Annotated in this window: 6 protein-coding genes; 3 read left to right on the forward strand and 3 right to left on the reverse strand. The window is 34.3% G+C overall.

The window, feature by feature from the left end; all coding sequences use genetic code 11:
• Positions 1 to 35: 35 nt before the first annotated feature.
• Positions 36 to 4,262, forward strand: coding sequence for an NACHT domain-containing protein (locus tag PODO_RS06660; RefSeq protein WP_038569288.1), 4,227 nt, complete (start codon positions 36 to 38; stop codon positions 4,260 to 4,262).
• Between the two features lie 220 nt (positions 4,263 to 4,482).
• Positions 4,483 to 5,016: an RNA polymerase sporulation sigma factor SigK gene (sigK, locus tag PODO_RS06665; protein WP_080742425.1), complete on the forward strand. Its 534-nt coding sequence runs from the start codon at positions 4,483 to 4,485 to the stop codon at positions 5,014 to 5,016.
• A gap of 317 nt (positions 5,017 to 5,333) precedes the next feature.
• On the opposite strand, the gene PODO_RS06670 is transcribed toward sigK, so the two are convergent.
• The 3 genes from PODO_RS06670 to PODO_RS06680 are packed head-to-tail and all read right to left on the reverse strand — an operon-like array spanning position 5,334 to position 11,708.
• Complete coding sequence (locus tag PODO_RS06670) at positions 5,334 to 6,599, reverse strand: hypothetical protein (protein WP_038569291.1); 1,266 nt, start codon at positions 6,597 to 6,599, stop codon at positions 5,334 to 5,336.
• Positions 6,600 to 6,621: 22 nt separating this feature from the next.
• Positions 6,622 to 9,981 (reverse strand): ABC-three component system middle component 1, encoded by a 3,360-nt coding sequence (locus PODO_RS06675; protein WP_038569293.1) that lies wholly within the window; start codon positions 9,979 to 9,981, stop codon positions 6,622 to 6,624.
• Between the two features lie 11 nt (positions 9,982 to 9,992).
• Positions 9,993 to 11,708 (reverse strand): hypothetical protein, encoded by a 1,716-nt coding sequence (locus PODO_RS06680; protein WP_038569295.1) that lies wholly within the window; start codon positions 11,706 to 11,708, stop codon positions 9,993 to 9,995.
• A gap of 1,597 nt (positions 11,709 to 13,305) precedes the next feature.
• On the opposite strand from PODO_RS06680, the gene PODO_RS06690 reads away from it, so the two are divergent.
• Positions 13,306 to 15,741, forward strand: coding sequence for a DUF8371 domain-containing protein (locus tag PODO_RS06690; protein WP_038569299.1), 2,436 nt, complete (start codon positions 13,306 to 13,308; stop codon positions 15,739 to 15,741).
• Positions 15,742 to 15,964: the final 223 nt, after the last annotated feature.

Consider the following 15,964-nt stretch of genomic DNA (forward strand, 5'->3'; position numbering starts at 1 on the left):
ATTGATACGATGGTTTAAATTACAGGAAGAGTTTTATGAAACTGCTAGGTGTTTGGTATAAATACTGCAATGGTAGGGAGCTCCGCTATGGTAGTGGCAGACGCTCCTTAATTTTGAATGAAGAGAAGTATTGTTACAACCATTTAGTTGAAGTATCACTTCCAAATATTACTTTGACACTAACCTACCAGCTATCTATCATTAATAAAGAAAGAAAAACTAATGATATGAACGGTGATCATATGAAAAAAAAATTCGAATGGCAAAGATGTTGGTATCCATTAGGCGATCCGGTACAGGTAGATAGCTATGGTTTTTTAAACAACCAAGATTCCCAACAGAAGGAGTTAAGCGCTATACCCCTTACAGATCTCACTGAAAAAGAATGTTTGATCCTTTTGGGTGAACCAGGAAGCGGTAAGTCGTATACGCTACAACAAACATTCGATTCAGAATGCACAAACTTAGCTCAAAAATCTGAAGACATACAGTTTATTGATTTGCGGCATATCTCGTCACGTGAGGTACTTGAGAAAGAGTTATTTGATCAAGATTATTTTAGGTTATGGATCAGTGGTTCACACAGACTAACTCTTTATATTGATAGCTTCGATGAGTCCTTGATGCAGTTTGAATCATTGGTCGATGTTTGGGTTAAACATCTTCAAAAATATCAAACTCACATAAGCCGATTGAAATTACGATTGGCTTGTCGAACTGGTGTTTGGATTGACGATCTTTGTCATAGCTTAGAAACCTTATGGACTAAAAATAAATTTTCAATTTATAACTTGGCTCCATTGAGCAAAAATGATGTAATTCAAGCATTACATCAAAGTGGAATAGAACCCACTTCATTTTTAGAAGAGGCTAAGCTTAAGCGAATTAGCTCCTTCCTCGCTAAACCGGTCACGCTAAATTTTATATTGGAAAGCTATCACAATGCAGAACAAAAGCTTCCTGAATCGCAACTTGAAATCTATGAACATGGCTGTCGTTTGTACTGTAGTGAAATTAATCGTGAAAGAAGCCGCAAGCGGAGTATTGCTGACAAGTCAAATGAAGAACAAAAATATGAAATTGCATCCCAAATTGCGGTTCTAATGCTAACAACTAATCGTAGTTTGGTTAATATTAATACTACTGTTACTCAGTCTAATGAGCTTGGGCTACAAGAAATTCGTACTGCTTTTCCCACAATAGAGAAAAAAATGTTGGAAGAAACGCTTCGAACTGGTTTATTTACCCTAGTGAATGGACGGCGCTTCCAATGGTCTCACTTAACATTTGCTGAATATTTGGGCACGACATATCTAAGCAAGAAAGTCAGTATAAAGCAATTAGCGAATATTTTGTTTCACCCTGAGATGAGAGAGATGCTTATACCTCAACTTAATTCTGTTGCAGCTTGGTTAGCAGGAATGAATGAAGAAATGTTTGATTTAATTTTAAAGTATGATTATCAGGTGTTATTTTTATGTGATTTCACTAGAATAAGCTTCACACAAAAACGTAAACTCATCGACTCACTCCTAAAGAATAAGAATTCCCGCGTTAACTTCACACACTATATTGATTATAGAAAATACTCCTTATTAAATCACCCCAGCATTGAAGACCAACTACGTCATTTTTTAATGAACGGGTTGAACGAAGAGCACTCTCTACAAATCGCTATAGCTATAGCTGTTGAGTGTAATTTAACGGGATTACAAAATGAATATTTAAGATTAATTAAAGATCACTGGAATCAAGTCCAGTCAAATGCTTTAGAAGCCTTCATAAAAATTGCGGATCGAGAAGGCCTAAGAATGTTAAAAGAAGTTCTTTTGAAGGACTCTATATCTGACAATCATGTATATCTTCACGTAATAATAAGGATGAAAAAAGAAGGGATATTGAATGTAATTGAATGGTTACAACTGATAAGTCGTTCAAGCTATTTAGACCGAGAAATAAGTTTTGCTACCGATACAATAAAAGTATGGATTTCTACATTGAGTCAGGTTGAACTAATTAAAGCGATTAAATGGGTAATTTGCCAATATGTAAAACCAGTGAAAAGCAGAAACTCTTCAACCATCTCATTAATATCAGACCTTGTTCTGATTCATGCTTGCCCTTGGTTAAGTGATTCAGAAGTGAAAACGGAATGGATTCAGCTTCTAAATGTTCGTACCTTTTATATAGACATGGGAATTACATTTACTGCTTCTAAATTGTCCGTACAGGATCAATTAGATGACTCAGCTCGTAGATGTCTCCTAGAAAAGATAGTCAGCAATAAATGTTTAATTAATGTTCATGAGATTAAGGAACTGGCTAATTCACTAAAGAACTATGAAAATGATGCCCAGTGGATTCGGGAATGTATCGCCACTACTAATGATAAAAAAGAGTCCGCTCGCTGGAAGTGGCTGTTAAATTCGTTAACTAAGAAAAACAACAATAACAGTTTAAAATTAAAGAAAACTAGTGTGAGCATACGTGCAGAAAGACTGAAACCCTTTATTGAAGCAATGAATACGAAAGCTGATTCATTTGAAGATAACTGGATTAGGTTCAGCCAACTCAAAGTAGTATCGAGGTTAGATCGCATATTAAATGATAAAGCATATGAGGTTTATATATTTTTATGTAGAGATTCGAATATATGTAATTTATTGTTAAATGCCGCGGAAGCGTACTTAAAACTTGTTTTACCTTCTCTGGATGAGTGGGAGAAGTCCCTCAATTCTAATAGAATATCAGCTGGAAGTTTAGCACTGAACATTTTATTTAGTAATTCTCGCGAGAGGCTAAACGAACTTCCTTGTGAAGTATGGGAGGCGTGGCTGCCGGGGATTATAGAACCTCAATTATATATAACGGGTTATAGAGATGCAGATTTAGATCTACAACAGTTTGTTGCTCAGCTCCACTCAACTCTAACAGTTCAAGTATTTTTGAATATGGTTGATAAAAAAAATCGCTTAAATAATTTAGTCTCTAATTTCTGCTATAAAATTTGGAATGATCAGCTGGCTCAAGGTATGTTAGAACGCACTCGCTTGGATGATATCAACCCTGATAAAATGGAGCGGTTACTATGTGTCCTCCTGAAAAAGAACGACGAGCAAACTCTTCTTTATACTCATTCATTGTTACAGTTACCATTACCAACTGAAAAAAAACTAAGAAATAGATGTGTCATTGCTGCTAGAAGACTCATGACGCATTCTTGGGATGGTGGTTGGAAAACTGTATGGGCATGTTTGGAAAACGATATTGCTTTTGGAAATGAAGTTATTCAATCATTCGCTTCGATTCATCGAGACAATTTATATATAGGAGATTTTATTCGTAATGACCAACTTCTCCCTGAACATTTAGGCCAGTTTTTGCTATGGTTAGAACAACACTGTAAAATCTCCGAAAACGATGGAGAGTATTGCTTCTATAATGAATTGAAATATAAAGTAGAGGAATGGAGAGAAACTGTGTTGCGATGTTTACGAGACAGGAAAACGAAATCTGCTTATGACGAATTAAAAAAGCTGGCTGAACAAATGTCTGAATGTGAAGAAGTGGTACGGGTATGGAGTTATGTTCGAAATGATTACCTACGTATGACTTGGGAGCCACCTAAACCTGCTATGATAAGTGCTTTACTTCAAAACAGTGAAGTCAGATTAGTATCGAGTGGCCAAATGTTAATGGACATAGTTATAGAATCACTAAACAGGTTAGATGAAAAACTACAAGGTACGCCACAATATGCCCGATACTTATGGGATAAACAAAATGATGGATCCTTTCGCCATATAGATGAAAATGACTTTTCAAATTTTGTGCATCAGCACTTGATAGAAGACCTTAAAAATAGAGGGATTATCTCTAACCGTGAGGTGGAAATTCGTCGTGGTTACGGAGGCGGAAAAGGGGAACGTCCGGATATTATTATTCAAGCTGTTTCAAAAGGGGGCACCCATGATGGATATGATACGATTACAATCATTGTTGAGGTGAAAGGCTGTTGGCATATTGATGTTGATACCGCCATGAATGACCAGCTTTTGAAGCAGTATTTGCAGGATAATAAAGAATGCCAAATAGGTTTATATTTAGTCGGATGGTTTTATTGTCCTCAGTGGAAAACATCTAAAGAAAGCTTACAAGATTCAAGAAAGCGATTTGAAGCCCAAGCGGAGCAACTCACCAATGGTACGAAAGGCAAAAAAGTTCTAAAGTCTTACGTATTGAATGCGGCGCTTCGAATTTGAAATTACACAAGAGTGAGAAAATTCGCTTAGAAATAGTGATAGTAGTACAGTTCTTAAATAAGGGGGACGTACATTGAATATATTAAATGCAAATGGATTCACTTAATGGTGGATAGCCTAGATTAATATTTACATATTGATAATGAAAGTTTCGAAGTAAAGAGACCAAAAATTAGGAACGATTGAAAAAAGTCAAATAAACTATCTAACATCGTAACTTATCGCGTTGTTTTTTACATCGCATCGTGTCCACAACCTCAAAAAATTCGATAATATCGGCGAAGACATGGAGGATCTAATCTCCATCGGCACCATTGGCTTGATTAAAGCCATCGAGAGCTACCGCCCGAACAAAGGGACAAAGCTGGCCACTTTTGCTACCCGTTGTATCGAATACGAAATTCTGATGCACCTAAGATCCTTGAAGAAAACTCGTAAAGACGTTTCTCTCCACGATCCGATTGGGACAGACAAGGAAGGGAATGAAATTACACTTATCGATATCCTTGGCTCCGAGGCTGATGATGTCATTAAAGAGGTCGATCTGAAGATTGAGAAGAGCAAGATATACCGTAACCTTGATATTTTGGATGATCGGGAAAAGGAAGTTGTCGTGGGGCGGTTTGGATTGGATACAGGTGGAGAAGAGCGGACGCAGCGGGAGATTGCGAAGGAGCCTGGCATCTCGCGGAGTTATGTGTCGCGGATAGATAAAAGGAAGCTGTATCATGAGTTTTATAAGGCGAAGCGGTGAGACTACAGAGTCTGTCTACGGGCAGACTCTTTTTGTTGTCGAAATTAAGACGTATAGTTCAAAAAAAATATGTGAAAAGTAGGGTTCATATGTAAAATATTTGAATTTTAATGTTTGGATGATCTTATTTGCGCAATTTATAAGGGGAAAGGTGGTTCGTAGGTTTTGAGAATAATTATTAAGGGAAGGCTCTTTTATGTAGAAAAATCAATAGTAACTTTCAATAAGGCTGTTAGGCTGCTGAAATTCTTAGCAGCCTAACAATAACGAATATCATTTATTCTAAAAATGTCATGGTTAAGTGTATGCTTATAATGTTACTTAAATAGAGAAAGCTGAATAAACTGACTCCAATTTTCAACTCTTTTCTCTAGAGACTCATGAATTTTGGGATAATGATCTTGAGAAAGCATCAGATGGAGTAGAGGTGATTCTGTCTCACCAAGAATTTTTTCAGCGAAAATAGATTCAGCCATACATTGATTGATTTTTTGCCAACTATCTATATGCTCTGAACCTGATAAGAATCGATCCCAAATTTGTAGCTCATCACAAAGAACTTCCAAATAAAGTAAAGGATCCTGATTAAGGTTAAAAGTTACACCAGGTATATTATGATACGCTACAGCTCTGCATGCTGGGATCACATGTTTCATCAATGTTTGGGGATAGTAATGAAACATTGAGTTCATTTCCTTATATAACACAGGGCTAGACTCAGCTGCTTGATTACTAAACCAGTACCAAATAGATGAATACTTTAATAGCATAAGTCCACTTGCTACACCATGATCAATTACTGGTTCTCCATTGTAACCAGTTTTGGCCATTTTAAAGGCAAACTCAGTTAAATCTATTCCACTAATTGAATTTAACAATTGGAGTCCAGAATGGTAATTTGGAATCAATTCAGCTAACCAAGGTATATTATCAAGCATTTCAATTAGATTGAGGGAGTTTTCTTGTTCTGCATGATTAGGTAATCCATATTTCTTTACGAAAGAATTCCATAACTTTTTGAATTCTGAAGCTCCTTCACTGCTTAGTTTTCCTGAAAACTGAAGTAATGAATCATAGTCAAACATTTTATCATATACTTTCCAAGATTTAATATTTATTCTCTTTTCAAAGTCATAGAACAAGTAACCTATATCATGAAGTAAAGATGAAAAAGTCCATTGGAAAATAAACATTTTAACTGGCTTGTTACTATCAATCGATTTGTTAATCGCTTGCTTAAGTTCGGAAATATTATCATAGGCCCATATTCCAAGTAGAAATAAATATAAAGTATGAGCAGTATGATCAGATTGCTTTTTATAAGATATAAGTCTTTTGACTTCTAACGTTGCTACTTCAGCGCGGATTGGAATAATATCAGAAAAGTCTGTTAAATCTAAAATAAGTTCGCATAAAAATTCAGCCCGTTGTAAACGTTCTATATCAGATCGACTAGAGAAAAAAGTGGTTAGATATTGATTTATGCCTGGTATTTTACCTCGTAGGTAACCCGCTGCTCCTCCTCCATTTTGAAAATGATTAAGTAATAGAACATTAATGTTTTTATTAGTTGAAATCTCCATAATAGTTCCTCCGCAACTTTCTCTATATAATTTGATGTCTTGCTTCTTCCTTAGAAGCAGAATACTTAAGTGCCTGAATTAAAACAGGTTCACCAGAATGACGAATAAAGTCAAAATGTGTGAAGTGTTCCTCAAAAAAACTAAACTTTCTTCGGAATAAGTTAGCTACTTCAGGATTAGCAGTTGTGAAAAAAATTTGCCTGCCAGATAGAGTGAAATCACGCAGAAGATCTAACAAATTCATGAGGTGAAGATCATCCATATTAGCAACTGGCTCGTCCATGATTAGAAACTTAGGAGCATTTGGAGCAGCTAAGTGAACAGCGAACATGACAGAAAGTGCTAGAGAAGCACGTTGCCCTGATGACATTTGATAGGCTTTAATCCTTTTATTATCTGATTTTCTATAGAGAATTAATCCTTCTTTTTCAAGAGTTAAATTATCAAACTCTCTAGGAGCATGAAGGGATTTGAAAAAATTAGCAATTATATCAATATTACCTTTGATAAATAGTTCCGTAAAATCCTGAAGAGGTCTTAGTTTATTCATTATCTCACATGCTTCTTTGCAACGTGTCAGTTGTTTGCGTACTAAATTTAATTCTCCCTGTGTCTTTTTAATATCTAATAGTATTTGATTCTTGAGCTGTTCATTTTGATTTCTTTTTAAAATAAGCTCGATTTGAATAATGACTTTCTCAATTTGTTTAGCCCAGGATCTTAAGTTAATATTTTCATCCAAGACAAAATCATTGAATAAAATGTTCATGCTTTCGATGAATTTTTCTAATCTATGAATTTTTTTTCTTTGTTCATCAATATTCGAATCTATTTTATCAAAAGTAATTTGTTGGATTATTCCTAGCAAATCAACAATTTGTTTTTGAATCCTTTCGCTTAGATTAATATTCTCCGATATTTTTTTATTTGTATTTCTTTGCAATGTAATAAGGTAGTTCTCAAAAGGAATAGATGAATTTTGACTAAGAAATTCTTGATATATAATATTATCTTTCTGGAACATATCAGCATTGATGATGGCTTCCAATGAATAGCCGGTCTCATCAAGTGCCTGAAGCTGGTTTTGAATAGTATTAGCTTGATTTTTCCATAACTCTTGATTTGAGGAAAAGTCATGGATTGCTTTTAACATTTCTTCTACCGTCTTAGCATTCATTTCAAACTCTAAATCCGAATAATTCATTAATTCTGTAAAGGCATCTTTTACCTGCTCAATATTATTCTTTACTTTATCATAAAGTATAATTTGGTAGTTAAATTGTCCAAGCTCTTTTTGTAATGATTCGAGTTCTTTTCTTAGGTTATTAAGTTCATTCTGGCCTTGTTCGCTTGCAGATACAGTAGAGTGTATTGCATCTGCTAACGAATTTGGATTACTGTGTTCGTGCGAACAGAGCGGGCAAATTGCAGAATGTGGATTAACACTAAGAAATTCTTTTCCTAAGAACTGCAAACGAGAAAAAATCGTACTTATTTGATCCATGAGTTTTTCAAATGAGTCAATTTGATTTTTTATCTGAGAAATTGAATTTTCTTTTTCTTTCACACTTTTTTCTAATTCTTTTAACTCATTTTCTGTTGGCAAAAATATATCAGTGTTTTTGAAAAAGAAAATTTGCTTAAACTTTGAGAGGAAAAGATCCCATGTTTCAATTTTTTTCTTAAATTCGTTTAGACTATGTTCTAATTGTCGTCTTAAAAATACCTGAGAGGGGATCTCTATTACTTTTTGAATACTACGCCACAATAATAATGTTTCATCTATTAAGACCAGATATTGTTTCTGATTAAAATTTTCAGCTTCAATAGATTGAGCATCTGATTGGAATTTAGTTAGTTCGGTTTCTTTTAGCTTTTGATAAGTATTCATTGTGTTTTTTTCTTGAGTAAGAAAATTAAGTTTGCTCAAATCTTGCTTCAATTCGAATCGTACCTGTTCTAATGAGAAATTAATATTAGAAAATGGTAAATTATATATCTCTTGTAACCACGGTAATGCAGATTTAGTATGTAATTCAATTCTTCTTAAGAAATCAGTTGTTGATTCACTATTTACTTTTTGCGTGATAGACTTTGGAAGTCTAATTGTTGGTAATAATGATTCTAAGTCAACAGCCTCCTCACCTTCAGGATTATTCATCAAAGATAATTGATTATTAAAATCACTAAGTATTGATTCGGTTGTTCCATTCTTTTTAAGCAGCTCCTTTAAATTATCCTCAAATTCTTTTTTGTAACGAAGCCATTTTTCTTCGGTACTTAAAATTGAATCACCAAAGACAAGACGACTTAAATTACGTGCATAGTCAAAGTTGCTAAATTGATCATGGCCACTCTCACTCAATGCAAAACGATAGGCTGCCTCGGAGTCGAAAAAATTAAATCGATGATAATAATAATTTAACTCTGACTGATGACCAGGTACAACTCCATACCATGACTGTGCTAATTTTTTATAAAAAGCAACAGGATTTCTAGGTCGAAAGGGGATGCTTTTCTGAGTTTCTGTACTGCAGATTAACTTAAAAGTATCTGATGGTTCCTCCAATGTATCACCAAATTCTGAACTTCGTCTGATTTGATTTGTAATAGCGTATTCTATTGACTCTAAAACAGATGTTTTTCCAGATCCATTAGACCCCGATAATAAGTTGACTTTGGTTGGGAGAATGGGTTTTGTATTTGAGAAACAATGATTACGGAACCCATCGAAAGATATTTCATCAATACACTCAATTCGCTCTTCATAATCTTCGAAAATTTGGCGTTTACGATTGCGCGGCATACTGAAATTAAAAGGTTCGCCTGATAAGTATTGTTTTACATTTTGTGTAGCAAATGGACTAGGCGATAAACAACCAGTTAGCTGAGCAGATTCAAGGATTTTTATCCATTCCTCTATAGGATCTGTTCCTAGATTTTTGTCATCAACACTGGGATTCAGCCATTTTTTATCCATCCATTCTAAAGCATCCGTTGGTGTTGCTATGAATTTTCTTGCGTAATCAATATCGTTCTCAATCTTTTGAAGGACAATATTATCCTTTAATAGTTTATAATTTTCCACTATTAATATTAGATAGATATTCCATCGAAGATCTGTTTTGTTAGAGAAAAACACTTTAGATAACAGCTTGCTTTGAAATTCCCTGAAATATAATAAGTCTGTATCTTCCATCATTAAAGTAATAACTGATTCAGGTATGTCGACAAAAAAGTATTCAGAAAAAACAATATCAGGTAAAGCATCTTCTTTTCTTTTAACGTGAAAAAATTTAATTAATTGATTTCGAAACCGGAATATTTGTGGTTCTGCGTCACTTTCAAAAGGCAATTTCTGGATTAAATCGCTCATGTTCATTAGTTTTCCTCCTAAAAACTACCCTTAATGGAACTTAAAGATTTTGAAAAAGATGCTTTGTCAATACGAGTTTGTTTTAAATGTTCATCAAAATATTCATATTTCTCTGTTTCTCTAGAAAAATAGTAAATGACTACTTTATTACGAAAACTTCTGTGGAGTTTCTTGCAAATATCATCAACTTGTCTAGCAACCTCAGTTTTTTCATTATATTCTGATATAATAAAAAGGGCAGAGTGATAAGGATTTAATTCATCAAAAGGAATGTCTTTGGGATAAACATTTCCATACTTCCATTTATCTTCTGCTGTTTGAGAGTCTAAGTGCAGAAAATGATTATTTATTAGATTTTCTAGTTCCATTGGGAAAACTTGTTTCTTTATAAGTTTCACTAGAAGGTTATATTGACTAACTTTACTGGTACGTTTCTTATCAGATTCTACATCTGGTCCAAGCAGTAACCTCGAAGTAAGTTCATCATTATCTGCTGAGAGTTCTCCCTCTAGGAAATGTCCGAAACAAAGACCGAAAAATGCATCACAATCATTTATATCTGCATACATAGGAAAGCTATAGTCCTGCCCATGTTCATCTATAAGTGCACGAAATGTATAAGTTTGATCATTACAAGCCTCCGGGTTCCATTTATCTTCCAAACCAAAAGAATAATACTCTCGAGTAATTGGTTCATTTCGAGGATTTGCAGGATAGAAGGAACCTGGTTGAAAACCTTTATTTATATCAAATAGTTTGCAATGCTCATCTTTGCATGAATACCATATCTCAGTATACTTGCGATAGAGTGCATAAAAAGTTCCTTTATTTTGATTTATGTTCCGAAGTTCTCGTTCTGCTATGTTCCCAGACTGTTCTTTTTTGTAAAATGCTGACCACGGTTTATCGAATTTCTCCCCGTCAATTATTGTTCCATCAGCCCAATTGAGTGTAATTATTCTAATATCACGTCCATGATCTCGATCAAGAAAATAATCTCGGAAAGCTCTAAATGTACTATCTCTTGGTTTATGGTTTAATTGAGCATGAAATAGAGTAAGGTTCTTCCCTACAGTAAAATTAAGAATATCTTTCGGCTCAATACAAAGGGCATCTGAACAAATAATAGACATAAATCTATTCAGATCATGCGATGAGCCTACTAAGTCAAATACATAGATTAAGTCACTAGTTGAGAGTCTTCCAGATTCATATTCATTCATTCTTTCCGACATATGTGATGTTTTGAATTGGGGAATTACACAAAGGTTATTATCATCTGTGATGAATAAGTACACTAGGGAATCGATGAATGAACGTGAGCTCAATCTTTCCCATGCATCCTTGACGATCAAGATACGACCTGTTGCTGTCCAAAGTTCTAATTTTTCGGAAAATTCCTTAATGGTAGATCCTTGCATACTTAAACACCACAACGCGCCTTTTCTTGGCCATATCTCAGGTGTTCTAACGATTGTATCTAAAACTTCATTTGGAAAAGAATACTCAGGTGTTAATACTAGATCGGAATTAGTCTCCTTTGCTAATTGAATAAATTCTATAGCTTTGATGATAAATAAGGGATCTGTGGTGAAGACACCTTTTTGTAAATCAGCTACAGGTTCACTTTGACACTGCCATTGCAATACCTTAATAGGCTCATTATTAGATAGACAGATTTGAAGTCCACTGTGTGGAGGGATAATTTCGGAAACGTTAATAAACTCAGCCATGGAGCACCTCTGTATTAAAATCAATATATAGGATAATCTTACATTGGTAATAGATTCCTGTAAACTTAATATCTCATAAGTAGAAGACGTAGATTATTAAAATTTTATGAGAAAAAATTATTCGGAAACTATTCATATTTTTTAAAATACGTAGAATGTATATTGATTAATTCTATTTCGAGTGCAACAAGTTTATCTTCCCTATTTAGAAAAATGTAAATTTCTTCGAGGTATTTGAAGGCGGGGAAATGATTGGATCGAACATAAGTGATAAATTCTTGTTCAGAGCAACCCTTGAAATATCTGATCCATCTTATGCGACTCTCATTAATGATTTCGTTTCTCAAGGCAGTAGCAATATGCCATAAATCATTCCTAGTCAATTCGAGGAATATAGTATTTTTTTTAATCTGTATCATTTTTTATCCTCCTAGAAAACTGAAAGTATTTAACTTATATATATGGGTTACACCATTAGCTTAAGAAGAACTTTTTTATAAAGTTAATTTTTTTTAACAATATCTTTATTGTTTTGATGCACGTTAATTTCCTCTGACAAATCCTTTGTAATATTTTAGTCGGTTGCTGAAAGTTTTTTACCATATTAAACTTAAAAAAGTATTTTTAGCCTCTCATAAGCTTTCTTTTGTGAAAGTCTGCTCATTCAGTTTAGTGATACACTCATTTTCTTAAGTCTATTTAGCTTATCAACATTCGAATGTTTATGTACGTTGTTGCAGTTCTCAATCTAAGAGTATTCTTGAGAAATTGCCATTCCATAATTTAAGTACTTAATATTCAAATGGTTTTAAGTATTTAAGCGATGCAATATCCTTCATCTCGTAGTAGATATTATTCTCTCAAAAGCATCATTTTTTGAGTCATGTTCTGTGTGAAATAAAGGAATTTGCCCTAGGAGCCAAAGATAACTCCCATGTAATATACCGGAAAGTTAAAATAATTTGTTATTCTTTTGATTATTGCTGTTGATACTTCTATACAAGAAGAACTCCTTTAAAGCATCCGGTCGACATTACAAATTTACTGAAGGAATTTGAGACTAGAATGAAATAAGTCTAGTAATACATACTCCAGATTTGAAAGGGGGTTATAATATAGACATTGATGGCTTTTTAAGGATGTGAAATACCTTGGGAAGAACTAATAGAGGTTGATTTAAATTCTTAGCCGTATTTATTTTTTTTGCGAAGAAGGGATTAAATAACGATTGAAATGAATTTATATTAAGGAAAGCAATTGAAAATCAATTCGAGTTCCACTAAAGGATACACAGTTATGAGCCTTAATATAGCGTACAATAAGAAACTAGACTGATTAGTCCCTTTCGGTAAAGTATTGGTTAAACTATGGAGAAGTGACTCCAACCAGCCTCTCTCTAATGTGAGAGCAAAACTACCTGTAATTTATTTGCATGTGGATTTACTAATAATATTGATGGCTCGAAATTGAGGTGTGAAGTATCGTTGAAGAAATGCTGTGTGATAAATAAATAAACCAAGTGTTGTTCAATGTGGTCAGAACTCAAAATAAGTAATGGAATTATTTATTTAACATGTCTAGGAAGGTTGTGATTACAATGAGTGATTCAAAAATATTACGCCGAGTAAAACTAACTAGACAGAATAAGGATTTGTGTATAATGCAGCTTAAAGAAACTGCCGAAGGATACACCGTCTCTTTATCAGATAACGCAAACACAGAAGATGTTGATTTGATTAATACTATAACCCAAGAAATGAAATCAAGTAAGGAATATGAAGATAAGATTGCTTTCTGGGAGGATCTCTTAATAGCATTAAAAAACAGAGACATTACATACAGAGAATTACCAGCTTATGATATAAAACTCGCAATACAACTTGATATGAAAACCGGAGAAAAGTTGGTAACATACGAGAAGAACACTGAAGTTAAAGATGAGCCCGATACAATTGCACGTAAGGTTGCGGGCGCTTTGAGTAAAGTATTTTCGGAGTATGGGATAGATACTGTTAAGAAAATTGAAAAGGCATTGTCCCAGAACCATATAGATGAAGCATATATATATTTAGAAGAAGGTAAGAAAGAAGGACTACTTAATTTTAGTACTAAAGATACAAGGATAAAACTACTACAAGCAATTCAAAAATTTTCAACAAATATACTAACACCTGAAAAACGGAAAGAATTATTAGAGACTAAATTTTTGCTTGGTGAAAGCACGGGGATTTTCTCAATACTTTACGATGATGCTTCTCAATATATTAAGGAGTTTGGTGATCAAGCAGATCCGGGGCTTATTAGGAATTTATGGTTATTGATGGCTAATGCTGCCTCGGAGCAAGGAAAGACTGAACTCGCGTATAATTTATACCAGAAAGTTTTATATGAGTCCACAGATGATGCTAGAACTAATGCGTGGGCTCATAGAGGCTTGGCAGTAACCTTGGGATATGAAAATCCGGACGCAATTTATCATGAAAGCATGGCCGCTGACGCGTTTTTATTAAGTGGTCAGAAACACATGTATGCGAGTAGTAAAAGTTTATTAGCCGAGTATACCAAAATGAATGATCCAAGGAAAGCAATCAGCTTGCTAGAAGAAGCCATTAATGTGTTCAATGCTGATGCCCCACATCTAAAGGATAGAATTGCGGAACTATTACTTAGTAAAGCGATGATTCATCATTTGTGTGGTGAAAATGACGCTGCATTAAAAGCAGCTGAGCGATCTATTGAGCTACGTGGTGAAAGTGGTCAATTCGGTAATGAATCTAAGATAATAGCTTCTCTAAATGCTGCAATTCAATTTGAGGAAACATTAAAATCAGATGGAACTCAACAGATTTTAAAAAATAATTACGAAGCTAGGATAAGTGAGCTAGAAACAGTTATATTTGATGAAGATAAACTACCTTACTCATTGAGAAAGAGATTGTCCAATGCTCTAGCAGATAAAGATTCGGCTGAACTTGAACAAATGAAGCAAGAAGTACTAAAACGCGGTAATTCGGAAATAGTTGCATCATATTGGATAGCTCTTGTTATTGCCAGAAAGGATGCAAATATAAAGGATAATCTCGAATTGTTAGAAAATGCTTGGGCAGAGGCTAACAAACCAAATGTTAGAAAAGAATTAAGAGCTAGTGTCTGTAGTATGTTTGCTGAAATTTACAAAGAGAATGGGATGGATGAAAAGGCATTGGAGTGGTATGAGAAAGCGTTAGTCCTTAACCCATTCTTTTGGACGAATAGACAAAATTATGCTGCACTTCTTTGGAAAAATGAAAAATGGAAAGATGCTGTCATTTTCTTTGAAGAACAAAGGAAGCGGTTTGGTGATTTACCCTCTATATTATTCGCTTATGGTAGATCTCTGGTTGAGTTCGGAGAAAGTGGAAAAGCTATTCCTATTCTTAGACTCGCCCAGAAGAAAAATCCCGATGCGGAATATATTCAGGAATACATAAATAAAGCATTAGATAGTTTGGACGGGGATATTCAAACTAAATCGCCACCTCAGAGCGCAACCATTTCAGTAGAAGCCGTGACTATTACTTCGTTAGAGAAATGTCTCATCGATTTTATTGGGTTCATACAGAATGACAAACGTATGTCATTTTGGAAATATGACCCTGTGCAAAAAAAACATAAGTGGGTTTCTTCCCCGGAACAGCATGGCCAAAATTTATTGCATACATTCCTAAAGTCACGTTTTGGTCATAATGTTGAAGCTATTGAAGAAGTCAGTACAGGGGCAGGTAGAATAGATATTTATTTGAGATTTCGGAGCGGACTAAAAACAATATTAGAGTTAAAAATGTGTGGGGGTGGCGGTTATTCTGAGGGGTACGCGATAGAAGGATTCAAGCAATTAACTCATTATTTAGAGAACAAACAGACATACCTTGGATACCTAGTTGTTTTTGATGGAAGAATGCGTGATTATGGGAAAGGGATTCAATCCCAATATTCGTATGAGAAATGTACAATACGATCTTTTGTCGCTGACGTTCGTCCCGAAGTAAAATGAACTTATGGTTTTACATATATAGTAGATTGATTAGATACTGCTAATAATTATATTTTATGTATTTTATGGATATGTATACACTCCTTTGCTAAGATCAGAGATAGAGTAACACGTATTCCTAAGAAATTGCTATGATTTAAATTATACAACCCACAAGTGTGTAAAAGTATTTATAGGGACAAATTGGGAGTGACTCTAACCATTTTGATTATGAAAGAAAAAT

It is taken from the genome of Paenibacillus odorifer (genome assembly GCF_000758725.1).
In the GTDB taxonomy this organism is placed as follows: domain Bacteria; phylum Bacillota; class Bacilli; order Paenibacillales; family Paenibacillaceae; genus Paenibacillus_AQ; species Paenibacillus_AQ odorifer.